Here is a 25,734-nt window from a genome sequence, read left to right as displayed (position 1 = left end):
CTGCTTCCGTCCTGGACCGCGTCCTGCTGTCCCTTACAGGGCGCCGAACGCGACGATGCAGTTCTGGCCGCCGAAGCCGAAGGCGTTCGCGAGGGCGTAGCGCACGGGCCTCTCACGGGCCACGAGCGGCACGTAGTCGAGCGTGCAGTCGGGATCCGGAGTCGTGTAGTTGATCGTCGGGGGGATGATGCCTGTCTTGATACTCAGCGCGCAGAGCAGCCCGGACAATGCCCCGGCGGCACCGATCATGTGGCCGGTCATCGACTTGGGCGCCGTCACAGCGATGCGGTCGGCGGCGTGCCCGAGCGCCCGCCGGATTGCAGAGGTCTCCGCACGGTCGTTCGCCTGCGTCGAGGTACCGTGTGCGCAGATCACGTCGATGTCGCTCGGGTTGAGCTTCGCCTTCGTGAGGGCCTTCGTCATCGCGGCGCTCGCGTACTGACCGGTGGGGTCCGGGGCGACGATGCTGAAGCCGTCGCTCGTGAGTGCCCCGCCGAGAACCTCGGCGTAGACCTTCGCGCCGCGCGCCCTCGCGTGGGAGAGGAGTTCCATCACGAGGATGACGGCGCCCTCGCCGAAGACGAGTCCGCTCCGGTTGGCGTCGAAGGGGCGACTCGCCTCGGCGGGCGAGTCGTTGTGGGTGGATGCCGCGTGCATCGCATTGAGGCCGGCGAACATCACCGGGGTGATCGCCGCTTCCACGCCACCGGCGATGACGACGTCCGCGTCGCCCATCATCAGCATCGTGCGCGCCTCGAGGAGGGCGTACGCGCCGCTCGCACAGGCGAGTGCGCTCGCGTTGACGGGGCCGTGCACGCCGAGGTCGATCGCGACCTCGCAGGCGGCCATGTTGAGCAGGGAGGAGGGCACGAAGCGCGGCGGGATCCGGCGTGAGCCGCCCGAGTTGACCAGTTCGGTGGCCTCCTGGATCTCGGCATATCCGGAGACGGCGCTGTTGACGACGACGGCGGTGTCGATGCCTTCCATGGAATCGCCGAATCCGGCGTCCTGCACGGCTTCGCGAGCCGCGGCGATGGCGAGTTGTGAGGCGCGTGTGGCGCGTTTGGCCTGCTTGAACGGCATCCGCTCCGAGGCGATGAAGTTCTTGACCTCGCCCGCGATGCGGGTGGGGAGTCCGGAGGGGTCGAACTGGGTGATGCGTGCGACGCCGCTGCGACCGTTCGTGAGGCCGGACCAGGTCTCCCGCCAGGAATTGCCCAGGGGGTGAGAGCGCCCAACCCGGTGATTACGACTCGGTCATTCATGACGATCATCTCCTCGACGGCGAATCTGACGCCGTCTTGCGCGGCGACCGTCGGTTGGCGGGAACCCTCTTTCGAGTGTAGTTACGGCCATATTCCCGGCGTGGTACACGCGAGTGCCCGCAGCGGCCCGGGGGCGCTGCCAGCCGGGCCGACTAAGCTCGATTGTCGTGACGGATGCACCCATAGGAATTTTCGATTCCGGCGTCGGCGGCTTGACCGTCGCGCGGGCGATCAAGGACCAGCTGCCCAACGAGTCGATCCTGTACATCGGCGACACCGCGAATTCGCCGTACGGGCCGAAGAAGATCGCCGACGTGCGCGGCTTCGCGCTGAAGGTTCTCGACGACCTCGTGGCCCAGGACGTGAAGATGCTGGTAATTGCCTGCAACACCGCGTCGGCCGCTGTGCTCCGTGACGCGCGGGAGCGATACAGCGTCCCGGTGGTCGAAGTCATCCAGCCCGCCGTCCGACGCGCGGTCGGCACGACCCGCAACCACAGGGTCGGAGTGATCGGAACGATCGGCACCGTGAATTCGCGGGCATACGAGGACGCCTTCGCAGCAGCAACCAACATCACCCTCTTCACCCAGGCCTGCCCCCGCTTCGTGGAATTCGTCGAAGCCGGCGTCACGACCGGCGACGAGGTACTCGCCGTCGCCGAGGAGTACCTCGCCCCCCTCCGCGCAGCGGGCGTCGACACCCTCGTTCTGGGCTGCACGCACTATCCGTTCCTCCGCGGAGCGATCTCCTACGTGATGGGCGACGCGGTTTCGATCGTCTCGAGCGACACCGAGACCGCGAACGACGTCTACCGGATTCTCGTCGGCCAGGGCCTCGCCCGCACCGAGAAGGCGCCGCCGAGCTACCGGTACGAGGCGACGGGCAACAGCGCGGAAGACTTCCTCGACCTCGCCCACCGCCTGGCCGGCCCGGAGGTCTCAACGGTCGACCTCGTCGAGACCGGCGTGTTCAGCCTCAGCGAGCTCGTCGAGTTCGCCGCCACCCACCCCAATTCCGAGCATCACCACGCAGCGTCCCTCGCCCACCCGAGGGATCACCGGCACACCAAGGAGACCTCATGACCGACATCGTGCGCGCAGACGGACGAGCCATCGACGAGCTACGGCCGGTCACGATCGAGCGCGGCTGGAGCGACCAGGCCGAAGGGTCCGCGCTCATCTCGTGCGGGCGCACGAAGGTGCTGTGCACCGCGTCGTTCACCAACGGGGTTCCGCGTTGGATGAGCGGAAAGGGCAAGGGCTGGGTCACGGCGGAGTATGCGATGCTCCCGCGCTCCACGAACGAGCGGATGGCCCGTGAGGCCGTCAAGGGCAAGATCGGCGGCCGGACGCACGAGATCAGCCGCCTCGTCGGCCGCAGCCTGCGCGCGGTCGTCGACATGAAAGCCCTCGGCGAGAACACCATCGTGATCGACTGCGACGTGCTCCAGGCCGACGGAGGCACCCGTACCGCCGCGATCACCGGAGCCTACGTCGCACTCTTCGACGCGCTCGAGTGGGGCCGCGAACAGAAGTTCATCGGCCAGAAGGCACAGCCCCTCACCGACAGCGTCGCCGCGATCTCCGTCGGCATCATCAAGGGCGTACCCATGCTGGACCTCGCATATACCGAGGACTCGAGTGCCCAGACCGACATGAACGTCGTCGTCACCGGCCGTGGTTCCTTCGTCGAGGTGCAGGGCACCGCCGAGGGAGCCCCCTTCGACCGCGCGGAGCCTGAACTCGCTGCTCGATCTCGCCCTCGCCGGGACCGTCACGCTCACCGAACTGCAGAACGCCGCCCTCGGGCGCTGACCGATGCCTGCTGACATCCTGAGGCTCGTACTCGCCACCCACAACGCGCACAAGGTCGACGAGCCTGCGTCGCATCCTCGCGCCCCAGCTGCCCGGAGTCGAGGTGCTGGCGTACGACGGTCCGGAACCCGTCGAAGACGGAACGACCTTCGCCGAGAACGCCCTGATCAAGGCCAGGGCGGCCGCCGCGCACACCGGCCTGCCGGCCATCGCGGACGACTCGGGCATCTGCGTGGACATCCTCGGTGGCTCGCCGGGCATCTTCTCGGCACGCTGGTCGGGCCCGGCCAGGGACTCCGGCGAGAACCTGCGGCTGCTGCTCTGGCAGCTCGCGGACGTTCCCGCCGAGCACCGTGCCGCGCACTTCACCTGCGTCGCGGCGTTGGCGTTGCCCGACGGCACCGAGCGCATCGTGACGGGGGAGTGGCCCGGTCAGATCCTGACCGAGCCGGCAGGGTCTGGCGGCTTCGGGTACGACCCGATCTTCCTGCCCGACGGCTACGCGATCTCGGCGGCCGAGCTGACGGCATCCGTCAAGAATCGCGACAGCCACCGGGCGCGCGCCTTCGACGGGCTCGTCCCGCTGCTGCGGGACCTGCTCGGCTGACCGGCGGCGATCCGGGGCGCTCCCGCTGTCTGACGACTGCCCTGCCCCCGCCTGCCCCCGCACTGATAACGGCACTCATTCCCAACTGGGCGCCGAACTGGCGACGCGCCCCGGCACCGCCTAGCGTGGAGACATGGGCCACGATCACGCGCACGGGCAGGCATCCGCCGCCAATCGCACCAGACTCTCGTTCGCGATCGGGATCGTCGCCGTCGTGCTCCTCGTCGAGGTCGCCGGGGCCTGGTTGACCGGCTCGCTCGCCCTGCTCGCGGATGCCGGGCACATGTTCTCCGATCTTGCGGGGCTGATCATCGCCCTCATCGCCACCGTCGTTGCCGCACGGCCGGCGACCGACCGGCAGACCTTCGGCTACCAGCGCGCCGAGGTGTTCGGGGCGCTCATCAACGGGCTGATCCTGCTCGGCGTCGCCGTGTCCGTCGTGATCGGCGCTGTTTCCCGGCTGCTCGGGCCCGGCGAGGGCCATGTGCAAGCCGGACCGATGCTCTGGGTCGCCGTGATCGGCCTCGTCGCGAACCTCGGAGCACTGCTCCTGTTGCGCCCGGCGGCCGGCTCCTCGATCAACATGCGCGGTGCCTACCTCGAGGTGCTCGGCGACACCGTCGGCTCCGTCGCAGTCATCGTTGCAGCCGGAGTCATCCTCATGACCGGTTTCGAGCAGGCGGACGCGATTGCGTCCCTGCTGATCGCGGCCATGATCGTGCCGCGCTGCTTCACCCTGCTCCGGGACGTCGTGCGGGTGCTCAGCGAGTCGGTACCCGTCGACACCGATGTCGCCGAGATTCGCAAACATCTCCTCGACACAACGGGGGTCGCGGCCGTGCACGACGTGCACGTCTGGGCGATCACGTCCGGCGCCCATGTATTCAGCGCGCACGTGGTCGTCGAGCCGGCCGTGCTGCAGTCCGGCGGCTCAGGGGCGCTTCTCGACGCTCTCTCGGAATGCCTCAGCACCCACTTCGACGTCGAGCACTCCACGTTCCAGCTCGAGCCGGCCGAGCATGCCGATCACGAGGACTTCCCGCACCGCTGACCCGACCGGCCGCGCTTCCGCAGCTGTGGCCGGCACGGACAGGAGTGGCCGGCGCACAGGAAACAGGTGTCCGTACCGGCACAGGTGTGCCTGCCGCGAGTGGGGCTGCGGCTAGTTGTCGTGCTTGGGGTGGCCGTTGAAGACATCCGCGTCGAGAGCGAGGCTGCCGGTGTCGGTCGTGGCGGGCGCGGCCGCGGCGAGCGCCCGGGCCTTCTTGGCCTTGCGTGTGGACTGAACGTAGTGGAACGCGGTGGGGATGAGCGTTCCGAGCACGGCAGCGATCAGGATCAGGTCGATGTAGTGCGTGACGAAGTCGGCGACCGGCGGAATGTAACCCAGGAAGTACCCGGCGAAGGTGAGGCCGGCACCCCAGATCATGGCGCCGACGAGGTTGTACAGCGAATACTTGCGATAGTTCATGTGGCCGACGCCGGCGGCGACGGGCGCGAAGGTGCGCACGATCGGCACGAAGCGGGCGATGATGACGGCCAAGGCGCCGAAGCGTTCGAAGAAGCCGTTGGTGCGCTGCACGTTCTCGACGCTGAACAGTCCGGATTCCTTGCGTTCGAAGACGCGCGGGCCGAGCTTGTGGCCGATCAGGTAGCCCGCTTCGCCGCCGAGGAACGCGGCGAAGCCGATGGCGAGGGCCACCCACCAGATGTTGATGTGGATGACGCCCGCGAAGGTGAGCAGGCCGGTGATGACGAGAAGGGTGTCGCCGGGCAGCAGGAAGCCGACGAGCAGGCCGGTTTCGGCGAAGATGATCGCGCACACCCCGAGCAGGGCCCACGGGCCGAACCCGTCGATGAGGTTTACCGGGTCAAGCCACGGGATGAGTCCAGCGTGGTTGAGAGCAGTGTTGAGCACGAAAATGACTCCAGTCGGTGGTGGCCATGGCGACCGCACGGTGATGAGCAGGGATGGTCTGTTACAGGCTAGCGCTAAACGGAGGGTGAAACCCGTGAATTACCCGGCTGCGGGGCCGTCGGCCGGGGTATCGGCCGGGCTGTCCGGGCCGTCCGGTCGGCCGCCGCCGGCCCCGTCCCGGCGGTTCTCGGCGCGGTCGGCGAGCCAGGTGCGGCCACCGAAGAAGATCGAAGCCGCGATGAAGACCCCGGCGATGACGTACGCGGCGTTCTTCACGCCGGGAAGGCTCGCCGCGAAGTACCCGGTCAGGGTCAGCCCGACGCCCCAGGCGAGTGCGCCGACGAGGTTGCTCGAGAGGAACCGGTAGTAGTTCATCCGGCCGACTCCCGCGATGACGGGCACGAAGACACGCGCCCAGGGCATGAACCGGGCGATCACGACCGACCACCAGCCGTACTTCCGGTAGAAGGTCTCGGTCCTCACGATTGCCGCGCGGGTGCGCCGGCCGCCGCGGCGGTCGAGGTACCCACGGCCGAAGTGCCTGCCGAGCAGGAATCCGACCTGGTCGCCGAGGAACGCGGCGATGCCCGTTCCGATCATCAGCACGACGATGTCCACGTTCGCCGCGGATGCCGCGACGAGCCCCGACCCGAACAGGAGTGAGTCCCCGGTGATGAAGGGGATGAACACTCCGAGGAACACCGCCGTCCCGGCGAAGACGAGCGCCCAGACGAGCAGGTAGAACACGATGGCGCCCGTATTCGCGAGTACATCGGTCAGTTGGCCGTCGAGGGCCGATGTGCTCATCATGTGCGGGAGAGGGGACTTGAACCCCCACGCTCGAAAGCACAGGAACCTAAATCCTGCGTGTCTGCCAATTTCACCACTCCCGCTTGTGCCGTTCCAGTGTAGCCAGATCGTCTGGTCAGCCGGCCCTGCCGCGGCCCTGCAGCGCCTCGGTGAAGGACGCGGTCCGGGCGCGAAGGGCGGCGACGACTGCGGCGACGGCGGGCTGGTGCAGGGACTCCGGGCGGAGCACCATCCAGTACGGCAGTTCCTCCTTGAACTTGTCCGGCAGCAGGCGCACGAGGTCCGGGTGCTGGTCGGCCATGAAACACGGCAGGAAACCGATCCCGGCTCCCGCCCTCGTGGCTTCGACGTGCACGAACACGTTGGTCGAACTCAGCGAAGGGCGCATCGAGGGCACCTGGCGCCGTGGGGCGTCGAGGTCGTCGACGAGCAGCATCGAATCGACGAAGTAGACGAGCGGATGCTCAGTGAGCTCGGCGACGCTCACGGGTGTGCCGTTCTCGGCGAGGTAGTCCCGCGACGCGTACATGCCGAGGACGTAGTGCCCGAGCAGGATCGCGTCCGCCCGGTGCACCTGCGGCTCCCCGACGACGACCTCGATGTCGAGCCCCGACCGGTGCTGGAGCGCACGCCGCGTCACTGTGACGATCTCGACCCGCAGGCCGGGATGCCGGCGCTGCAGGGCGGCGACCGCCGGTGTCGCGATATACGCGCTGAAGCCATCCGTCGCCGACAGCCGCACGACGCCGGAGAGTTGAGTGGCCTGCCCGGGCGGGCCGCCGAGCAGGGAGACGGCGGCCTCGACATTTTCCGCGGCGTTGACCGCGCGTGCGCCAAGCTCTGTCAGCTCCCAGCCGCCCACCGTGCGGGAGAGCACCCGGCCGTCGAGTGCCTTTTTCGAGGGCCGCGATGCGGCGCGAGACGGTGGTGTGATTGAGGCCGAGGCTTTCCGCCGCGGTCACGAAGCGGCCGCTGCGTGCGACCGCGAGCAGCACCAGGAGGTCGTCGGCGTTCGGCGGCACGGTCGGGCGGGATCCTGTCATGTCTGCAATTATGCACATACGGAGTTCGGAAGTGGTCATGGTCGCAGAGCCGAAGGGCGGCAATACTCAGTGGAGCCCGGGCGGCGACCCGCCCGAGGCATCCAGCGACAGTGTCAGCGAAGACACCGAAGGAGACAGACATGAGCGTCAACGAACGCATCACTGCCGACAGCCCCGGAGGCGCGCGAGGCCGCAGCACCCGGGAAGAGACCTCCGGTCTCAGGAAGATCGTGGCCGCCTCGATGGTGGGCACGGTCGTGGAATGGTACGAGTTCTTCCTCTACGCGACCGCGGCGAGCCTCGTCTTCGGCAAGTTCTTCTTCCCGAACGCGGGGAGTGAACTCGACGGGATCATCGCCGCGTTCCTCACCTACGCGGTGGGCTTCATCGCCCGGCCGCTCGGCGGAATCGTCTTCGGCCAGATCGGCGATCGCCTTGGCCGCAAGCACAGGCTGCAGGTCACGATCATCCTCGTCGGGGCCGCGACCTTCCTGATGGGCTGCCTGCCCGGTTACAACACGATCGGCTACTGGGCACCCGCCCTCCTCGTGGCGCTCCGCTTCATCCAGGGCTTCGCCGTCGGCGGGGAATGGGGCGGCGCAGTGCTTCTCGTCGCCGAGCACAGCCCGGACAAGTCCCGCGGCTTCTGGGCGAGCTGGCCGCAGGCGGCCGTCCCGGTCGGAAACCTGCTCGCGACCCTCGTGCTGCTCACCATGTCCTGGATCCTGCCCGCGGAGCAATTCCTCGGCTGGGGCTGGCGGGTCGCCTTCTGGCTGTCGGCGATCATCGTCGTGATCGGCTACTACATCCGCACCCACGTCAGTGAGGCGCCGATCTTCCTCGAGGCCCGCGCCCAGGTAGAGGCCGAGAAGGCCATCAGCTACGGCGTGATGGAGGTCGTTCGCAAGTACCCGCGCGGCATCCTCGGCGCGATGGGGCTGCGGTTCGCCGAGAACATCCTCTACTACACGATCGTGAGCTTCTCGATCGTGTACCTCGTCACAGTGCACAAGTACAACACCAGCCAGCTCCTCCTCGCCCTGCTGATCGCCCACGTCGTGCACTTCCTCGTGATCCCGCAGGTCGGCCGGCTCTCCGACCGCTTCGGCCGCAAGCCGATCTACCTCACCGGTGCGATTCTCGGTGCCAGCTGGGCGTTCTTCGCCTTCCCGATGTTCGACACCCTCAACCCGGTTGTCATCGTCGCTGCGATCACGATCGGGCTGTGTTTCCACGCCTTCATGTACGCCGGCCAGCCGGCGATCATGGCCGAGATGTTCCCGACCAGGATGCGGTACTCCGGCGTCTCCCTCGGCTACCAGGTCACGTCGATCCTCGCCGGCTCGCTCGCGCCCATCATCGCGACGGCGCTGCTCCAGCAGTACAAGTCCTGGCTGCCGGTCGCGTTCTACCTCGTGATCGCCTGCGCGATCACGGTCGTCGCCGTCGTGACGCTCAAGGAGACCAACGGCATCTCGCTCCGCGACGTCGACGCGGCGGATGCCGCCAGGCACGGCCTCGAACCGGCCCCGGCGCTGCGTTGACCGTGGAACAGCCGCTGACCGTGGAACAGCCCCTCGCCGGTCGGCGCGCCCTCGTCACCGGGGGAGCGAGCGGCATCGGCGAGGCCGTCGTGCGCTCCCTCGCCGCCCGCGGAGCCCATGTCACGGTCGCAGACATCGACGCGGCGGGCGCTTCGGCGCTCGCCGCCGAGGTGGGCGGCTCGACGTGGGCCGTCGACCTTTCCGACACGCCGGCCCTGACGGATGCCCGGCTCGCGGACGTACTCGGCGACATGGACATCCTCGTGAACAACGCGGGGATCCAGCGGATCAGCCCGATCGCGGAATTCGACCCCGCCGACTTCCGGCTGATCCTCGCGCTCATGCTCGAGGCGCCGTTCCTGCTGATCCGGGCGGCGCTCCCTGGAATGTACAAACGCGGCTTCGGACGGGTGATCAATGTCACCTCGGTGCACGGCATCCGTGCGTCGCCGTTCAAGGCAGCCTACGTCTCGGCGAAGCACGGCCTTGAGGGCCTCTCCAAGGTCACCGCCCTCGAGGGCGGTGACCACGGGGTGACGAGCAACTGTGTCAGCCCCGGCTATGTGCGCACGCCGATGGTCGAGAAGCAGATCGCCGACCAGGCCGTCGTGCACGGCATTCCGGAAGCGGAGGTGCTCAGCCGGATCATGCTCACCGAAAGTGCCGTCAAGCGCCTCGTCGAGCCGGCGGAGGTCGGCTCGCTCGTGGCCTGGCTCGCTTCTGCGGACGCTGCGATGGTGACAGGGTCGAGCTACGGCATGGACGGCGGCTGGTCCGCCCGCTGATCCGACCGCCCCGTCCGGTGTGCGGCCCGGGCGGCGGAGGCCTGTGGATAACTTCAACAGGAATCCGGCCGTCCGGGCACACTGTCCGCATGAGCGAGGCCGTCCGCATCATCACCGAGCAGGTGCGCTCGCGGGTGCGCCGTGACGGTGTCGACCTCGCCTCCGACGAGAACCTTGCCGAGCGGTACGTGCGCGCCGAACTCCAGCGCTACAGCGAGCGGGCCCTCGGCGGCGCGCACCCCCTCATCAACGACGAGCATCAGGCCGCCAGGGAGGTCGTCGCCTCGCTGACCGGGTTCGGGGCACTCCAGCCGCTCCTCGACGATCCGGAGATCGAGGAGATCTGGATCAACGGGCCGTCCCGGGTGTTCGTCGCCCGGGACGGCGTCCCCGAGCTCACTGCCATGGTGCTCACCGCGCGCGAGGTGCGCGACCTCGTCGAGCGGATGCTGCAGGCCTCCGGCCGCAGGGTCGACCTGAGCTCACCGTTCGTCGACGCCTCCCTGCCTGACGGGTCCCGACTCCACGTCGTGATTCCCGACATCACGCGGGAGTGGTCGGTCAACATCCGGAAGTTCACCCGTCGCATCCGCGACCTGAACCAGCTCGTCGGCCTCGGCTCGCTCACCCAGCAGGCATCGGAGTTCCTGCGGATGTGCGTGCTCGCCGGACAGAACATCCTCGTGTCCGGAGCCACCCAGACCGGGAAGACCACGATGTTGAACGCCCTGCTGTCGGCGACCCGGCGCAACGAGCGGATCGTGACGGTCGAGGAGACCTTCGAACTCGACCTCTCCGCCCGGGACGTCGTGGCGATGCAGTGCCGTCAGCCGAGCCTCGAGGGTCGTGGCGAGATCACCCTGAGGCGGCTGATCAAGGAGTCGTTGCGGATGCGCCCCGACCGGCTTGTCGTCGGAGAGGTGCGAGAGGCTGAGAGTCTCGACCTCCTGATCGCCCTCAACAGCGGGCTGCCTGCGATGTGCTCGATCCACGCGAACAGCGCGAGGGACGCCCTCGCCAAGCTCTGTACTCTGCCGTTGCTCGCGGGGCGCAACATCGATTCCGCGTTCGTGCTGCCGACCGTCGCCGGCTGCATCGATATCGTCGTGCACTGCGAGATCGACCGCCACGGGCGCCGGCGGGTGACCGAGATCCTCGCGGTCAGCGGACGGCTCGCCGGCACTGTGATCGAGGCGAGCCCGATCTTCCTCGCCGACCGGAGCGGGCTCTCGCCCACGGGCGGCCACCCCGGCAAGCTCGCCAAGTTCCGGGCGGTCGGGCTCGACCCGACGATCGTGCTGCGGACGGACCGCGCGTGAGGCTCGTGCTGGGCTGCCTGCTCGGCGCCGGCCTGCTGCTCATGGCCGCGCCGTTCCTCTGGCCACGACGGCGGGCGACGACGGGCGTACCGGATTCAGACCCGAGCCCGGCCGACGGCGAGACCGGCCGACCCGGTCAGCGCGGTCTCGCGACCCTGCGTGGAGTGCTCGCCCAGGCCGGCCTCGGCTCACTGCCTCTCCCGGCCTTCTCGGCGATTTCGCTCCTGCTCGGTCTGGCCTGCACCGCCGTCGCCGAGGCGCTGATCGGGGTGCGGGCCCTCGCCCTCGTCGCCGGGCTCGTCGGCGCCCTGACTCCGACGACGATCGTGCTCTGGCGGGCGCGTGAGCGGCGGCGCACGAACCGCACGGTCTGGCCGGACGTCGTCGATCACCTCGTGTCGGCCGTGCGGTCCGGCCTCGCCCTGCCCGACAGTGTCAGCACGCTCGCCGAATCCGGGCCGGTACCGACCCGGGCCGCCTTCGCAGACTTCGCCAGGGACTACCGTGCGACCGGGAGCTTCGGCTACTCCGTCGACCGGCTCAAGGCCGGCCTCGCCGATCCGGTGGCCGATCGCATTCTGGAGACCCTGCGGATGGCCAGGGAGGTCGGCGGCAGTGACCTCACCCTCGTGCTCCGTGACCTCGCCGCGTGGCTCCGGCAGGATGCAGCGATCAGGGCGGAGGTCGAAGCCCGCCAGTCCTGGGTCGTCAACGCCGCCAGGCTCGGCGTCGCGGCACCGTGGATCGTGCTCCTGCTGCTGTCTTCCCGCCCAGAGGGGGCGGTCGCGTACAACACCGGCAGCGGGGTCACCGTGATCGTCTCCGGGCTGGCAGTGTCGGTGATCGCGTACCGCCTGATGGTCTTCATCGGCCGCCTGCCCGAGGAACGCCGGTGGTTCCGGTGAGCGCCCCGCTCTCGTGGGGCGTCTTCTTCGGCGCGGTGCTCGGCCTCGGCCTCTGGTCGCTCGTGAGCGTCTTCCCCCGGCTCAGCCGGCCCCGGCTCGCCGACCGGCTGGCCCCGTACCTCCTCGACGTGTCGGCAGAGGCCCGCGCCGTCGTCGGGCGCACCACCGTCGATCCCATTCCCGTGCTCGGCACCCTGTTCGTGCCGGTCTTCGGACGGCTGAGACGCGGGCTCGCAGCCCTGCTCGGCGGTTCGGGCGCCGTCGAACGTCGGCTCCGGCAATCGGGATCCCGGCGCAGCCTCGACGAATTCCGCTCCCAGCAGCTCGTCTGCGCACTGCTGTGCCTCGCCGCCGGCGTCGTCGCCGTGGTGTTCGCCCCCGCCCTGCACGCCCTCCCCGTGCTCGCGGCGGCCGCCATCCCAGTGCTCGTCGGGCTCGGCGGCACCCTGCTCTGGGACAGACTTCTCCGCCGCGCCGCTCTCGGCCGCCTCTCCCGGATGCGCGGAGAGCTACCGACCATCCTCGAGTTCCTCACCCTGTCCCTGTCTGCCGGGGAAGGCATCCTCGACGCCCTCGCCCGGGTGTCCCGCACGAGTGCGGGGGAGCTGTCCCGCGAATTCGCCGGCGTCGTCACCGAGGTGCACTCCGGGATTCCACTCGTGGACGCCCTGCATTCACTGGCCGCCTCCCTCCAGCTGGCCGCGCTCACCCGGTTCGTCGACCAGGTCGCCGGCGCTCTCGATCGCGGTACCCCGCTCGCCGAGGTGCTGCGCGCCCAGGCCCAGGACGCCCGCGAGGAGGCCAAACGCGAACTCCTCGAGGCGGCAGGCAAAAAAGAGGTCGCGATGCTCGTGCCGCTGGTGTTCCTGATCCTTCCCATGACGGTCCTGTTCGCGATCTTCCCCGGTCTCTTCATCCTGCAGGCCGGTTTCTGACCGTGCCGGCCTCGACTCCGCCCGGAGAACACTCCCCGGCACCATCGGAGCGTGCACGACGACCACAGACACGACCATCGACACGACGACAGACACGACCATCGAAAAGAGGAGACGAAGATGAATACCCTGACGCGGCGCATCCGCAGCCAGTGGAACGCCTGGCACGACGACACCGGAGACGTGCCCGGCTGGGTGCTGATCACGCTGATGACCGCCGGGCTGGTGATCGTGATCTGGGGTCTCGCCGGGCCGGCACTGAGCGGAATCTTCCAGCAGGCGATCAACCGTGTGAGCGGACTCTGACGGGGTCCACCCGCCCGACCGCACCCGTCGGACCGTGGACCGGCGAGTGGCGACGGCTGCCGCGCCGCGCAGGAGGCGGCGACCGCGGCTCCTCGCCGGCCGAGTTCGTGCTCGTCGCGGCACTTCTCACGGTGCTGACCCTGACCGTGCTTCAACTCGCCATCGCCCTGCACGTGCGCAACACCGTGCTCGACGCCGCCGCCGAGGGCGCCCGTTACGGGTCGCTCGCCGATACCGGACTCGACGCCGGCGCCGCCCGCACTCGGGACCTGATCACGGTCGCGCTCGGTCCGGCGTTCGCGACGGACGTGACCGCGACCTATGCGAGCGACACCGGCTACCCGACCGTGCGGATGCGCGTGGTCGCCCCGCTCCCGCTTCTTGGCCTGCTCGGCCCTGATCGGAGCCTGGAGGTGGTCGGGCGTGCCGTCGTCGAAGGCTCCGGGTGACAGGGTGCGAGACGGCAGTTGCGGTGTGCCCGACGCACGCGTGGCCAGGGGTCCCGGAGTCCGGGGGCCCGGTGTCGGGGGTCTCCGCTCCGGGGGTCTCAGCCGCTTGATGCCCTTCCACCGCTTGCGCTCCGACAACGGGTCCGCATCCCTCGAGTTCATCACGACCGGCCTGATCCTTCTTGTGCCGCTCGTCTACCTCGTGCTCGCGATGTCCGCGCTGCAGGGTGGCGCGCTCGCCGTGGAGGGCGCCGCCCGGCAGGCCGCCCGCGTCTATGTGCGCGCACCGAGCGAGGCGGTCGGGGAGGAACGGGCGCAGCGGGCGGTGGACGTCGCCCTCGCCGATTACGGCCTTGCGTCCGGGGATGCCCAGGTGACGATCGACTGCGCGTCAGCGGTCGGCGGATGCCTGACCCGCCGCACCGCAGTCACTGTCACCGTGCGCCTGCGGGTGCCCCTGCCCCTCGTGCCGGACGTGCTCGGCCTGGCCGGAACCGCGAGTGTGCCCCTCGAATCGAACGCGACCCAGACAGTGTCCCGTTTCTGGCAGGCCGGTACCGGACCATGACTGTGCGACGAGACCGGTCGCATCAGGCGAGTGACCGCGCCCCTGCCGGTCACCTGACCGCTGACCTGTCGGACGACACCGGTTCCACGCTCCTGCTCACCATTTTCTACGGTTTCCTCGCGCTCGTCGTGATCCTCGTGGTCGTTGCCGCGTCATCCCTCTACCTCGAACGCAAACGCCTGCTCACCCTCGCGGACGGCGCCGCGCTCGCCGCCGCAGAGGCGTACGGCCTCGACGCGGTCACGGTCGCCCCGGATGGCGCGGCGGCCCCGCTGCGCACCGAACTCGATTCCGCAGCGATCCGCACGGCGGCGGACGCCTACCTCGCGGCGGCCCCGCACGCCACCCTCGAGGATCTCGTCGTGACCCGGGCGGCATCCACGGACGGACAGAGTGCGACGGTATCCCTGAGTGCCTACTGGCGGCCACCGGTCCTCACCCTCGTGCTGCCGGCGGGAGTGCCCCTCGAGGTCACGGCCGTCGCCCGCTCGGTCTTCCGGTGACCTCCCGTGCGGGGCTACTCTCCAAAGCGAACCGGGCGAACCGGGAGGACCGACCGGAACCGGGAGGAATCATGTTCACCGATCGTCGCGACGCCGGTCGCCTGCTCGCCGAGCTCGTCGCCGACCTGGACCTCTCCGACCCCGTCGTGTGTGCGCTGCCCCGCGGGGGAGTGCCGGTCGCCCTCGAGGTGGCCCGGCGCTTGCACGCTCCGCTCGACCTGATTCTCGTGCGCAAGCTCGGTGCACCGGGATTCCCCGAGGTCGCGATGGGTGCCGTCGTGGACGGGGACACCGCCCAGACGATCGTGAACGAGGACGTCTTCGCCGAGACCGGGGCCGACGCCGCGGGCCTCGGCCGGGCCAGGCGCCGGGAGCTCGCCGAGCTCGAGCGGCGGCGCGCGGTCTATCTCGGTGACCGTCCCCGGGTGAATCCGGAGGGGCGCGTCGTCGTGGTCGTCGACGACGGGCTCGCCACGGGAGCGACGGCCAAGGCCGCGCTGGCCGCGGTGAAGCGCCAGGGCGCCGCGCGTGTCGTCCTTGCGGTGCCCGTCGCCCCGGCCGAGGTCGTCGAGGAGATGCGCGGGCTCGCCGACGACGTGGTCGTTGTGCAGATCCCGGAGCAATTCTGGGCGATCGGTCAGTTCTACGTCGACTTCCACCAGCTGTCCGATGAGGAAACGGTCACACTCCTGACCGAGGCGTGGGCGGGGCCGTGAAGCGTCCCGCCACCCGCTAGCCTCGAATGCGAGCGCGATCCGCGCGGCACACAACGCGTACGAGACAGGGGCCACCAGCGTGACGGCGAAATCCGAACGGCTCGCCGGGGCCGGTGCGCAGCTCGTTACCGAGGTCAGCATCAACTACGGTTCCTCGCTCGCCGGACTCGCCATTCCGATCGTCGGTTCCCCCGTTGTCGTCGCGGTCAGGCAGATCGTGATGGCCTGCGCGGTGCTGCCGTTCTACCGCCCGAAACTGGCCAACCTGACCTGGCGGCTGCTCTGGCCCGCGCTCCTCCTCGGGCTCGACCTCGCCGTCATGAATCTCGCCTTCTACGAGGCGGTGCACCTGCTCGGGCTCGGCATCGCCGCGACGATCGAATTTCTCGGCCCGTTCTCCCTCGCGCTCTTCAGCTCGCGGCGACCGCTCGACTTTCTGTGCGCGACGACGGCAGCCGGGGGAGTCTTCCTGCTGACCTGGTCCTCCGGAGAGATCAACCCGCTCGGACTGTTCTACGCCCTCGTCGCCGCGGCGGCGTGGGCCGGCTACATCCTGCTCACTCGCAGGGTCGCCGTGACCTTCCCCGGCCTCGAGGGCATCTCGGTTGCGAGTGTCGTCAGCCTCACCCTGCTCGTGCCGTTCGCGCTCCTCACCGTCGACTATGCCCGCCTCAACTGGGGTGTACTCGGGCTGCTGCTCGCGATCGGGGTGCTCTCCTCGGCCTTTCCCTACGTGCTCGACACCTACATCCTGCGCCGGATCACCCCGCGCCTCTACGCGATCATCACGAGCTTCGGCCCCGTCATCGCGGCGGTCTTCGGCGTGCTCGTGCTCGGCGAGACCCTGGTGCTCCAGCAGCAGATCGCGATCGTCGTGGTGTGCGTGGCCGCGGGCGCCGCGATCGCGACCCAGCGCGACCGCCCGATCTCCGACCTGGAGGCGACCGCGGGCGCCATCCCGTAGTCCAGCACCCGCACGATTATGCGCCCTGCGGCGGGGCCTGGCCAGGCCGCCTCAGCGCGGAGCGACCGGCCGGTTGAGTCGGCATCAGTGGGGCTGAAGCGGATGCTGATCCGAGTCAGGCCGTCGCGCTCCAGTTCCGCCGTTCCGCGCCAGGCACGCCTGGCGCGGAGCGGAGCACGTGGCGCGCGGAGACAGGGACACGCCTCGATGCCGCTACTCGACGGCCTATTCGACGATGATGCCCAGATGCCCGGCCATGATCGGGGCGAGGAGGCTCAGGCTGGGAATCGTCGATCGTGGCGCCCCGGAGGCCCTCGAGGCCACGGATCACGCTGAAGTCGCTTCCGCGCAGGTCCACGTCCTTGAGAGTGGCCCGAGTCACGTCGAGGGTACCGATCCGGCAGTTCTGCAGTTCGAGGCGCTGCACGGTCGCGCTGCCGAGATCGAGCTCTTCGATGATGCAGTTGCTCAGCAGAACATCGTGCAGCTGGGCGTTCCGCAGGTTGACGAAGTCGAGCTTGCTGCCGTCGAACTGCACAGAACGGAGGCTCGACTCGTACAGTTCGACAGAGCCGAGGCGGGAGTGCTCGATCCGCACGTCACGCCAGGCCGAGCGTGGGGCGCTGAAAATGGCCGCGTGAAGTTCGCCAGCGACGCACTCCGACAGGGTTGCGCCGCGCAGATTCGCGTCGTTCAGGGAGACGGTGTGGAATTCGCACTCGCGGAAGGCGACCCCGGTGAGGTCACGTCCATCGAAGTCGCAGTCGGTGAAGCGCTGCGCATCGACGCCGGCGCCTGAGGAGATTTCCGAGCCGTCGGCATCCGTGAGGTCGTCGAGACGGATCGGGTCGAGGAGGGGAGGCTTGGTGCCGGAGCGGGCGCGCGCCACGCTCAGTCCTGTGCCGGGGCTGTGGCTGGGCGCTGAACGGCGGAGGCAGGCTCGGCGGTGACGGGCTCGGCGGCGACGGGCTCGAGGACGAAGACGGGGATGATGCGTTCGGTCTTGACCTGGTAGTCGGCATAGTCGGGGTACGCCGCGACGGCGCGCTCCCACCACGCGGCGCGTTCTTCTCCGGTGACCTCACGGGCGACCATGTCCCATTTCCGGGTGCCGTCCTGCAGCTCGACCTCGGGATGGGCGACTACGTTGGCGTACCAGACCGGGTTGCGCGGTGCGCCGCCGAGGGAGGCGATCGCCGCGTAGCTGCCGTTGTGCTCGACGCGCATCAGCGGGGCCTTGCGGATCTTGCCGGACTTCGCACCGAGCGTTGTCAGCACAATGACGGGCATGCCGCGCATCGTGGTGCCTTGCTGGCCGCCTGAACTCTCATAGAGGGCGACCTGGTCGCGGACCCACTGCTGTGGGCTGGGTTCATATTCTCCGTTGAGGGGCATGACACCATTAAACGTCACTCCACTCGGGAACATTCCGCGTCGGTCATTCCCGGCCGGGCACCGTTCCGGGCGCCGCAGACCCCGGTCCGGGCTTCGTTCCTGGCCGGGGGCGGCGGGGAACGTAGCGTGGGATGTACCGGCCGAGCAGGACGGCGCCGATGAGCCCGAAGACGCCCATCACGCCGCTCGCGAGGGAGATCGACACGATCGTGAGCCCGGCCACGGCGACGGGGGCGACGGCGCTGCCGAAGTCGCCGGTGAACCGCCACGCACCGAGGAAGGGTGCGGGGTTGTCCTTCGGGGCGAGGTCGGCGCCGAGAGTCATCAGGATTCCGCTGCCGATCCCGTTCGCGACCGACAGGAACATCGCGACGCCGATCAGCCACTGCACGTTGGTGGACAGGTCGTGCGTGAACGCGAGCACGAGCAGGCCGAGGCCGAGGCCGATCATCGAGGGGAGTGCACTCCACATCCGGCCGTACCGGTCCATGATCTGGCCGCTCGCATAAAACAGGGCGAAGTCGATTCCGCCGGCGATGCCGATGATCAGGGCGATGTCCGGCTCGCTGATGCCGATACTGACGGCCCAGAGCGGGATGAGCACGGCGCGTGCCGACCGCATCGCTCCAACGAGGCCGGCGCCGGTGCCGAGTCGGAGGAGCACGCCGCGGAAGCTCCAGATGGTCTGGAACAGGCCCTGGCTCTCCTCTTCCGCGAGTTCCTGTCCGGCGGGGCGCACGGTTCCGTCCGGGGCCGTCGCAAGTTCCGGAGTGCCGAAGGTGCTCGCCGGGTCCGGCAGGAGCAGGAGCACGAGGGCGGCGCCGAGGCAGGCGACGACGAACACCCAGAACACGGCCTGGGTACCCCCGGTGAAGCGGATGACGGCGGTCGCGATGAAGGGGCCGACGAACCAGCCGCCGCGGAAGATCCCGCCGAGGGTGGACAGCGCGCGGGCCCGGTAGGCGACCGGCACGTAGCTCGTCATGAAGGCGTGCCTGGCGAGGGAGAAGATCGCCGTCGCGAGGCCGACGACGAAGATGCCGATGCCGAGCACGAGCGGGTTCGGGGCGACCAGGCAGACGAGGATCGCGATGATCGCGAGGAACGAGGCCCAGATCATGGCGTTGCGCTCGCCGATCCGGGAGACGACCCAGCCGCTCGGGATGTCGCCGATGAGCTCGCCGACCATGATCATCGCGGCGATGAACCCGGCCATCGCGAGGGAGGCCCCGAGATTGTTGGCCATGATCGGGATCAGCGGGATGATCGCACCCTCACCGACAGAAAAGAGGAACGTCGGCAGGAACGCGGCAAGGGCCACCGAGCGCAGGCTGAAGGGGCGTTCGGTGCTTGTCATGACTCCTCGATGCTACCCGCGTGCACGGCCGCGGCCCGGCGACACAAGCCGGGGGCCTGTGACGCCGGGTAGGCTGGGCAACAAATGATTGAGCTGGACATTTCGGAGCAGATCGCCGCATTGCGGGCCACCTTCGGCGACATCCGGGCCGTGATCGACATCGATCAACTGCGCACCGACATCGCCGACCTGAACGACCAGGCCGGCGCCCCCGACCTGTGGGACGACTCGGAGCACGCCCAGAAGGTCACGAGCGACCTCAGCCACCGCCAGTCGGAGCTCGCGCGCATTGAAAGCATCGAATCGCGGCTCGACGACCTCGAGGTCCTCGTCGAGATGGCCAACGACGGCGAGGGCGACGAAGAGTCCGCCGAGGAGGCCACCATCGAGCTCGCGAGCCTGCAGAAGGTCCTCGGCGAGCTCGAGGTGCACACCCTCCTCAACGGCGAATTCGACGAACGACCCGCCGTGATGACCATCCGCTCGGGCGCCGGTGGCGTCGATGCCGCAGACTTCGCCGAGATGCTGATGCGGATGTACCTGCGCTGGGCCGAACAGCACGACTACCCGGTGACGGTGCTGGACGTCGGATACGCGGAAGAGGCCGGCATCAAGTCCGCGACCCTCCAGATCGATTCGCCGTATGCCTTCGGCACCCTGAGCGTCGAGGCCGGCACCCACCGGCTCGTGCGGATGAGCCCGTTCAACTCCGCAGGCAAGCGCCAGACCTCCTTCGCCGCCGTCGAGGTCGTTCCGCTCATCGAGCAGACCGAGTCGATCGAGATTCCCGATACGGACATCCGTGTCGACGTGTTCCGGTCGAGCGGGCCCGGCGGCCAGTCCGTCAACACGACGGACTCCGCCGTGCGGATCACCCACCTCCCGACCGGCACCGTGGTGAGCTGCCAGAACGAGAAGAGCCAGATCCAGAACCGCGCGGCCGCCATGCGGGTGCTGCAGTCCCGTCTGCTGCTCATCCAGCGCGAGCAGGAAGCCGCGACCAAGAAGGAATTCGCCGGCGTTATCACGGCGAGCTGGGGCGACCAGATGCGCAGCTACGTGCTCGCCCCGTATCAAATGGTCAAGGACCTCCGCACGAACTACGAGGTCAACAATCCGACCCAGGTCTTCGACGGCGACCTCGATGGATTCATCGCCGCCGGCATCCGCTGGCGCAAGCAGGCGCCGCAGGACTGATCCCACTCGCAGAACGGGGCCAAATTCGGGGGTTCCTGCCTGGGAGGACCGGCTCGCCGGTATGTCGCAGTGGCAAAATACAGGATGCCTGCCTAGGCTCAAGGGGCCATGATCCGTTTTGACAGCATCACTAAGAAATATCCGGGAACGACCCGACCGGCCCTCGACGACATCAACGTCGAGGTTCTGCGCGGCGAGTTCGTCTTCCTCGTCGGTGCATCCGGTTCGGGCAAATCAACCTGCCTGCGGCTGATCCTCAAGGAAGACAAACCCACGAGCGGGCGCATCCACGTGCTCGGGCAGGACTTGCGGTCGATCTCGAACCGTAAGGTGCCGTACTTCCGGCGCAACCTCGGGGTCGTCTTCCAGGACTTCCGGCTGCTGCCGAACAAGAGCGTCTTCGAGAACGTCGCGTTCAGCCTGCAGGTGATCGGCAAGTCGCGCGGCTTCATCCAGGAGGCCGTGCCCGACACGCTCAAGATGGTCGGACTCGCCGAGAAGGCGCTCCGGCTGCCCCACGAACTCTCCGGCGGTGAGCAGCAGCGGGTTGCGATCGCGCGCGCCATCGTCAACAAGCCCCAGGTGCTTCTCGCCGACGAGCCCACCGGAAACCTCGACCCCACCACGAGCGCGGGCATCATGGCCCTGCTCGAGCGCATCAACGCGGGCGGCACGACCGTGGTCATGGCCACGCACGAGGCCGGCATCGTCGACCAGATGCAGCGCCGGGTCATCGAACTCTCCGGCGGCAAGATCGTGCGCGACGAGCGCCAGGGCGGGTACGCGACCGCGGGCATCCCGATCATCCCGCTCGGAGCCGGCCTGCACCGGAAGCCGGCCATCGACCCCCAGCGCACCGTCTCTGCGCTTGCACCGAGTGCGCTGCCGTCGGTCTTCGCCCCGGCGAGCCCGACGAACCCGACGAACCAGGCGAACCCGATGGCCCCCGCGACTCCCGCCCTCACCCACCCTTCCGCACCCGTGCCCGCACCGCTTGCGCCCGCCGCCGTTCACGTTCCTGCGGCACCCATCACGCCGGTCGTCATCGTCCCCGACGCCCCGGCTCGTGCGGTCTCCCTCGCCGAGACGGGCGCAGAACCTGCGGCGCCGATCGCGCCGCCCGCCTTCATCCCGCGGCCCTTCGGAGAGCAGGCCATGGCCATCGCCGCAGATTCCGGCATGCCCCTTCCGCTGACCTCGGCGGTCTTCGTGCCCGGCCGCGAGCCGCAGGCGGATGCCGCGACCGCGACCCCGGATACCGTCACAGACGATTCCCCCGACGCCGGTGCGAACGAGCAGCCGACATACATGGCGCGTCCGATGGCGCCCACCCAGGACGACGTGCTCGACCAGCTCACCCTGGCCGAGAGGCTGGGGCTTCGTGCTCCCGGCGAGAAACCAGACCAGACCGGCGAACAGAATGTGGGACCCACCCGATGAGACTCGGACTGGTGCTCTCCGAAGCTGCCAATGGCCTGCGTCGCAACGCCTCGATGGTTGTCTCTGTCGTGCTCGTGACCTTCATCTCGCTGACCTTCGTCGGCGCTGCGATCCTGATGCAGATGCAGATCGGCCAGATGAAGAACTTCTGGTACGACCGCGCCCAGGTCGGAATCTACATGTGCACGGCAATCTCACCGGGGGAGACCTGCACCGGGGGAGAGGCGAGCCAGGACCAGATCGACGCCGTCAAAGCGCAGGCTCGAGTCGCCGACGCTCTCGCCCTTCGTGGACAAGTACTACTTCGAGACGCATGAGCAGGCGTTCGAGAACTTCAAGAAACAGTTCGCCGGCAACCCCGTCGCCGACTATGTGACTCCCGACCAGCTCAACCAGACCTTCTGGGTGAACCTCAAGGACCCGTCCCAATCGGATGTGCTCGTGGAGAGCCTGTCCGGCGTGGCCGGGGTCGAGAACGTCGCGGACCAGCGCAAGTACCTCGACCAGATCTTCTCCGTGCTCAACGCGGCCAGTTACACGGCGATCGGTATCGCCTCGCTCATGCTCGTGGCGGCTGCGCTGCTGATCGCCACCACCATCCGCCTGTCGGCGTTCTCGAGGCGGCGCGAGCTCGGCATCATGAGGCTCGTCGGCGCGTCGAACCGGTTCATCCAGACACCGTTCATCCTCGAGGGCGTCTTCGCCGCTCTCCTCGGGTCGCTCCTGGCGGGTGGTGCGGTCCTTGCCCTGGTGCAATGGTTCGTGCAGGGCTTCCTCGGTTCCCGGCTGACGGGCTTCTCGCTCGTGGGCATGCAGGATGCGCTCCTCGTCGTTCCGATCCTGCTCGTGGTGGGCGCGGTGCTCGCGGCGTTCTCCGCGAACTTCGCCATCACCCGCTACCTGAAGGTCTAGCCGTTCGTCCGAGCGGCTCGAGGCCGAGCGCTAGACTGGTGGGCTGGCCGGTCCTCGGCCTGCCCACCCACCGAGTTGAGGAGTAACCCGTGCCCAGGGAAATCGGCGAGAAGGTCGTCTCGACCAATCGCAAGGCACGCCACGACTACCTCATCGAGGAGACGTACGAGGCCGGCATGGTTCTGACGGGAACCGAGGTGAAGTCTCTTCGCGCGGGACGCGCCTCGCTCGTCGACGGCTACGCCTTCATCGAGGACGGCGAAGCCTGGCTCGACGCCGTGCACATCCAGGAATACATGGCCGGCACGTGGACCAACCACCCGCCGCGGCGCAAGCGCAAACTCCTGCTTCACAAGCAGGAGATCATCAAGATCAGCCACAAGACCAAGGAGGGCGGCTACACGCTCGTCCCCCTGCGGATCTACTTCAGCAACGGCAAGGCCAAGGTCGAGATCGCGGTCGCCAAGGGCAAGAAGGAATACGACAAGCGCCAGACACTGCGCGAACGCCAGGACAAGCGCGAGTCCGACCGCGCGATGTCCGCGCGCAAGCACCTCGGCGACTGACCGGCCTAACCGGCGAATTCGCGGAATTCTCCCGCGGATGCCCGGTGCCCCGCTCGGGGGTGGCCGGGCACCCGCAGATACAGCGATGCGGCAAATCCGGAGCGTTACGATTAAGACGATGATTACAGCCGACGCGGAATACAACGCCTTCGGCCCCTGGGTGGACGCGGTGCGGACACTGGAAGAGGTCCCGCGGCTGTTCCGCGACTTCGGTTGCGATCCCACGTCGGAGCGGCTCGTGCTCAAGGTGCCGCGGAACATCCCCCGCCGGGACGCGGATCCCACCATGGAGCTCTACGACCACCTGATCATCGCGGGGGAGGACGCCCTCACCGTGCTGAGCCGGACGGGTTCGGCATATGGCTGCTCGACTTCGCCCTACGACGCCGTCGTCGCCGTCGAGGACAGCGTCGACCTGACCGATGGGCGCCTGCGGGTGTATTCCCGGGACGGCACTGCGCTGCAGGTCGGCTACAACGGCTCCTCGCGCGAGGTCGTCAGTCGATTCGTCGACCTGCTCCGCGACATGTCCCTCGCTACGGCCGAGACACTCCGCACCCCGGACACCGCACCGGTAGCTTCGATGCTCACTTTCCCGGTCGGCCCTGCCGTCGACCGGCGGCCCAATGCCGTCCTCAACTCCGCCGCATTCCGGGCAACCGATGCGGACCTGATGGCGGACTGGACCAACCTGAGGGATCGCGAGCCTGAACTCCACCTCTACGCCGCGCATCCGCGTGAACGGGTTCGTGCAAGCGGCGGCTTCGTGGCTCGGGTGCTGAACCTGTTCCGTCCGACTGTGCTCCACGGCGCCATCGTCTGCGGGACCGACTTGGAGGTTCAAGTGCTGTCCCGCCGCGACTGGTTCGGTCTCGCCGACCGGTCCGAATTGTCGAGCTCCCGCCTGATCGTTTTCCTGGCGCGGCTGGACTCTGTCACGGTGCACCGGCATCCGCGTTACACGGAGGCAAGTGTGGTCACGATCCGGTCGGGTGCAGCGTCCATCGACGTCATCGTTCCGGGCGATTCCGAGGCCGAGCGTGTGCTTCTGGCCGTCGCCCCGCATTCCGGCAGAAGTGTTGTAGACTGAAGGGCTGCACGAGCAGTTCGAAAGAACGCGTGCAGTCTTGACAACTCAACAGCGTGTGACAGGACCCACTCATTCCACCGCAAGCCGGTGGCGCCGAATCATGGCGACGAGTGCGCATGGGGATGATCGGTTTCGACATTGCCTGCGCAATTGTGAGAAGCGGGTCGAGGATGCAGGGTTAACTCGTTAACGCTCCCTGCAAAACAATAAGTGCCAAAACAAACCGCACTGACTCTGCTTCTGCTTACGCCCTCGCGGCCTAAGTAAAGCAACTAGAGAGTCCGTCAGGCCGGGAATGCTCTCTACCCGGACCCTGACGTCATTTAGAGAGATTGCTCCTACTCTGAGCCGCGGGGTGTAGGGGGACTTAAACGAGGGCTGGGCTCGTCGGATTAGCTGACAGTGGCAAATTCCGGAGCCGAGTAGAACGACTTCACTGGATACACCCGTAGAAGGCATATGACCACAGCAGTGGACGGGGGTTCAATTCCCCCCATCTCCACCATCGGTTCCTGTCACACGCTGTTGAGGCGTTGAATCTCCGTCCGATCGTCGGTCTTGAGCCCTTGATCCCTTGAGCCTCCGCCCTTGAGAACCGCGGCCGAATCGCCATAGTGTGATCGTCACAGGCCACGACTTCAGGAGATGACATGTCCCTCGTCCGCGTGCACAACTTCTCGGTCTCCCTCGACGGCTTCGGTACCGGCGAAGGCCAGCAACTCGACGCTCCCTTCGGTCACGCCGGCTCCCGGCTTCTGGAGTGGGCGATCGCGACGCGCACGTTCCGCGCGATGGGCCTCCACGGGGAGTCGGTGGCATCCTTTGGCGTCGACGACGCGTTCGCCAGTGCCTGGGGTCCCGGGATCGGCGTCGAGATCATGGGGCGCAACAAGTTCGGCCCGGTGCGCGGTCCCTGGAAAGACGAAGAGTGGATGGGATGGTGGGGCGACAACCCGGTGTTCCACACCCCCGTCGTCGTACTGACACACCATCCTCGGCCGGTATTGGCGATGGAAGGCGGAACAACTTTCCATTTCGTCGACGCCGACCCCGTCTCGGCGCTCGAACAGGCTCGCGCCCTCGCCGGCGACCTCGACGTGCGGATCGGTGGCGGTGTCAGCACGGTCCGACAGTTCCTCGAGGCCGATCTGATCGACCACATGCACATCGTCCTCGTGCCCATCGTCCTGGGCCGGGGAGAACGACTCTGGGACGGACTCGAAGGACTCGACCAGCGATTCGACATCGAGGCGACCGCTTCACCGTCCGGAGTCGTCCACCTGGTCTTCACTCGTCGCACGGCCCGGTAGTCCGTCGGGTGCTTTC

24 protein-coding genes, 1 tRNA gene, 1 other RNA gene and 4 pseudogenes are annotated in these 25,734 nt (G+C 68.2%); 22 read left to right on the top strand and 8 right to left on the bottom strand.

Going from position 1 to position 25,734, the window contains the following annotated elements; translation table 11 throughout:
- Positions 1-33: 33 nt before the first annotated feature.
- Positions 34-1,224: pseudogene (locus KIV56_RS05275) on the bottom strand (beta-ketoacyl-[acyl-carrier-protein] synthase family protein); the annotation flags it as partial.
- Positions 1,225-1,432: 208 nt separating this feature from the next.
- Between KIV56_RS05275 and murI the strand changes: the two are divergent.
- From murI to KIV56_RS05255, 4 genes and pseudogenes are all read left to right on the top strand, one after another.
- Positions 1,433-2,347, top strand: a complete 915-nt coding sequence (gene murI, locus KIV56_RS05270; RefSeq protein WP_281535420.1) for a glutamate racemase — start codon at positions 1,433-1,435, stop codon at positions 2,345-2,347.
- A pseudogene (rph, locus tag KIV56_RS05265) lies at positions 2,344-3,079 on the top strand (ribonuclease PH). The gene murI and the pseudogene rph overlap by 4 nt, the downstream one beginning before the upstream one ends.
- A gap of 103 nt (positions 3,080-3,182) precedes the next feature.
- Entirely contained in the window at positions 3,183-3,686 is a 504-nt protein-coding gene (locus KIV56_RS05260; protein WP_348648468.1) for a non-canonical purine NTP pyrophosphatase, read from the top strand.
- A gap of 133 nt (positions 3,687-3,819) precedes the next feature.
- Positions 3,820-4,737, top strand: a complete 918-nt coding sequence (locus KIV56_RS05255) for a cation diffusion facilitator family transporter (protein ID WP_281535419.1) — start codon at positions 3,820-3,822, stop codon at positions 4,735-4,737.
- Positions 4,738-4,848: 111 nt separating this feature from the next.
- Here the strand turns inward: KIV56_RS05255 and KIV56_RS05250 are convergent, their stop codons facing one another.
- The 4 genes and pseudogenes from KIV56_RS05250 to KIV56_RS05235 all read right to left on the bottom strand — a co-directional run bounded on the left by KIV56_RS05250 (position 4,849) and on the right by KIV56_RS05235 (position 7,475).
- Positions 4,849-5,604 carry a DedA family protein gene (locus tag KIV56_RS05250; protein WP_281535418.1) on the bottom strand — a complete coding sequence of 252 codons (756 nt, stop codon included), beginning with the start codon at positions 5,602-5,604 and terminating at the stop codon, positions 4,849-4,851.
- 99 nt (positions 5,605-5,703) lie between these two features.
- The gene (locus tag KIV56_RS05245) at positions 5,704-6,414 is read right to left on the bottom strand and encodes a DedA family protein (protein WP_281535417.1); all 711 of its coding nucleotides are present in this window, start codon (positions 6,412-6,414) and stop codon (positions 5,704-5,706) included.
- Between the two features lies 1 nt (position 6,415).
- Positions 6,416-6,497, bottom strand: a tRNA-Leu gene (locus KIV56_RS05240).
- Between the two features lie 32 nt (positions 6,498-6,529).
- A pseudogene (locus KIV56_RS05235) lies at positions 6,530-7,475 on the bottom strand (LysR family transcriptional regulator).
- A gap of 122 nt (positions 7,476-7,597) precedes the next feature.
- Here KIV56_RS05235 and KIV56_RS05230 point away from each other — a divergent pair.
- From KIV56_RS05230 to KIV56_RS05180, 11 genes are all read left to right on the top strand, one after another.
- Positions 7,598-9,001 (top strand): MFS transporter, encoded by a 1,404-nt coding sequence (locus tag KIV56_RS05230; protein WP_281535416.1) that lies wholly within the window; start codon positions 7,598-7,600, stop codon positions 8,999-9,001.
- 20 nt (positions 9,002-9,021) lie between these two features.
- A complete protein-coding gene (locus KIV56_RS05225; protein WP_281535415.1) occupies positions 9,022-9,786 on the top strand; it encodes a 3-hydroxybutyrate dehydrogenase in 765 nt (254 codons plus the stop codon).
- Positions 9,787-9,875: 89 nt separating this feature from the next.
- Positions 9,876-11,105 carry a CpaF family protein gene (locus KIV56_RS05220; protein ID WP_281535414.1) on the top strand — a complete coding sequence of 410 codons (1,230 nt, stop codon included), beginning with the start codon at positions 9,876-9,878 and terminating at the stop codon, positions 11,103-11,105.
- Positions 11,102-12,010 carry a type II secretion system F family protein gene (locus tag KIV56_RS05215; protein WP_281535413.1) on the top strand — a complete coding sequence of 303 codons (909 nt, stop codon included), beginning with the start codon at positions 11,102-11,104 and terminating at the stop codon, positions 12,008-12,010. Before KIV56_RS05220 ends, KIV56_RS05215 begins: the two co-directional genes overlap by 4 nt.
- Positions 11,998-12,945 carry a type II secretion system F family protein gene (locus KIV56_RS05210; RefSeq protein ID WP_281535412.1) on the top strand — a complete coding sequence of 316 codons (948 nt, stop codon included), beginning with the start codon at positions 11,998-12,000 and terminating at the stop codon, positions 12,943-12,945. Before KIV56_RS05215 ends, KIV56_RS05210 begins: the two co-directional genes overlap by 13 nt.
- 120 nt (positions 12,946-13,065) lie before the next feature.
- Positions 13,066-13,251 (top strand): hypothetical protein, encoded by a 186-nt coding sequence (locus KIV56_RS05205; RefSeq protein ID WP_281535411.1) that lies wholly within the window; start codon positions 13,066-13,068, stop codon positions 13,249-13,251.
- A 56-nt stretch (positions 13,252-13,307) separates the two neighbouring features.
- Positions 13,308-13,700 (top strand): TadE/TadG family type IV pilus assembly protein, encoded by a 393-nt coding sequence (locus KIV56_RS05200; protein WP_281536076.1) that lies wholly within the window; start codon positions 13,308-13,310, stop codon positions 13,698-13,700.
- Positions 13,701-13,809: 109 nt separating this feature from the next.
- Positions 13,810-14,268: a hypothetical protein gene (locus KIV56_RS05195; protein ID WP_281536075.1), complete on the top strand. Its 459-nt coding sequence runs from the start codon at positions 13,810-13,812 to the stop codon at positions 14,266-14,268.
- Complete coding sequence (locus KIV56_RS05190) at positions 14,265-14,771, top strand: pilus assembly protein TadG-related protein (protein WP_281535410.1); 507 nt, start codon at positions 14,265-14,267, stop codon at positions 14,769-14,771. The genes KIV56_RS05195 and KIV56_RS05190 overlap by 4 nt, the downstream gene beginning before the upstream one ends.
- Positions 14,772-14,842: 71 nt before the next feature.
- Positions 14,843-15,487 (top strand): phosphoribosyltransferase, encoded by a 645-nt coding sequence (locus tag KIV56_RS05185; RefSeq protein ID WP_281535409.1) that lies wholly within the window; start codon positions 14,843-14,845, stop codon positions 15,485-15,487.
- 79 nt (positions 15,488-15,566) lie between these two features.
- Positions 15,567-16,451: an EamA family transporter gene (locus tag KIV56_RS05180; protein WP_281535408.1), complete on the top strand. Its 885-nt coding sequence runs from the start codon at positions 15,567-15,569 to the stop codon at positions 16,449-16,451.
- A 115-nt stretch (positions 16,452-16,566) separates the two neighbouring features.
- Here the strand turns inward: KIV56_RS05180 and KIV56_RS05175 are convergent, their stop codons facing one another.
- Genes KIV56_RS05175 through KIV56_RS05165 form a run of 3 tightly spaced genes read right to left on the bottom strand, consistent with a single transcriptional unit; the run spans position 16,567 to position 19,203 of the window.
- Positions 16,567-17,340: a pentapeptide repeat-containing protein gene (locus KIV56_RS05175; protein ID WP_281535407.1), complete on the bottom strand. Its 774-nt coding sequence runs from the start codon at positions 17,338-17,340 to the stop codon at positions 16,567-16,569.
- 2 nt (positions 17,341-17,342) lie between these two features.
- On the bottom strand, positions 17,343-17,846 hold the full coding sequence (locus tag KIV56_RS05170) for a nitroreductase family deazaflavin-dependent oxidoreductase (protein ID WP_281535406.1): 504 nt from the start codon (positions 17,844-17,846) through the stop codon (positions 17,343-17,345).
- Between the two features lie 43 nt (positions 17,847-17,889).
- Complete coding sequence (locus KIV56_RS05165) at positions 17,890-19,203, bottom strand: MFS transporter (protein ID WP_281535405.1); 1,314 nt, start codon at positions 19,201-19,203, stop codon at positions 17,890-17,892.
- A gap of 84 nt (positions 19,204-19,287) precedes the next feature.
- Between KIV56_RS05165 and prfB the strand changes: the two genes are divergently transcribed.
- The 7 genes and pseudogenes from prfB (at position 19,288) to KIV56_RS05130 (ending at position 25,718) form a co-directional block, all read left to right on the top strand.
- Positions 19,288-20,400, top strand: coding sequence for a peptide chain release factor 2 (gene prfB, locus KIV56_RS05160; RefSeq protein WP_281535404.1), 1,113 nt, complete (start codon positions 19,288-19,290; stop codon positions 20,398-20,400).
- 108 nt (positions 20,401-20,508) lie between these two features.
- On the top strand, positions 20,509-21,840 hold the full coding sequence (gene ftsE, locus KIV56_RS05155) for a cell division ATP-binding protein FtsE (protein WP_281535403.1): 1,332 nt from the start codon (positions 20,509-20,511) through the stop codon (positions 21,838-21,840).
- A pseudogene (ftsX, locus tag KIV56_RS05150) lies at positions 21,837-22,752 on the top strand (permease-like cell division protein FtsX). Before ftsE ends, ftsX begins: the two are co-directional and overlap by 4 nt.
- A gap of 89 nt (positions 22,753-22,841) precedes the next feature.
- On the top strand, positions 22,842-23,318 hold the full coding sequence (gene smpB / locus KIV56_RS05145; protein ID WP_281535402.1) for an SsrA-binding protein SmpB: 477 nt from the start codon (positions 22,842-22,844) through the stop codon (positions 23,316-23,318).
- Positions 23,319-23,403: 85 nt separating this feature from the next.
- Positions 23,404-24,408 carry a hypothetical protein gene (locus KIV56_RS05140; RefSeq protein ID WP_281535401.1) on the top strand — a complete coding sequence of 335 codons (1,005 nt, stop codon included), beginning with the start codon at positions 23,404-23,406 and terminating at the stop codon, positions 24,406-24,408.
- Between the two features lie 118 nt (positions 24,409-24,526).
- Positions 24,527-24,913, top strand: a transfer-messenger RNA (tmRNA) gene (gene ssrA / locus KIV56_RS05135).
- 145 nt (positions 24,914-25,058) lie between these two features.
- Complete coding sequence (locus tag KIV56_RS05130; RefSeq protein ID WP_281535400.1) at positions 25,059-25,718, top strand: dihydrofolate reductase family protein; 660 nt, start codon at positions 25,059-25,061, stop codon at positions 25,716-25,718.
- Positions 25,719-25,734 lie beyond the last annotated feature (16 nt).

The organism is Cryobacterium breve (genome assembly GCF_027594785.1).
Lineage (GTDB): Bacteria > Actinomycetota > Actinomycetes > Actinomycetales > Microbacteriaceae > Cryobacterium > Cryobacterium breve_A.
The sequence above is the reverse complement of the archived record's forward strand: the minus strand, read 5'-3'. Positions and strand labels throughout refer to the sequence as shown.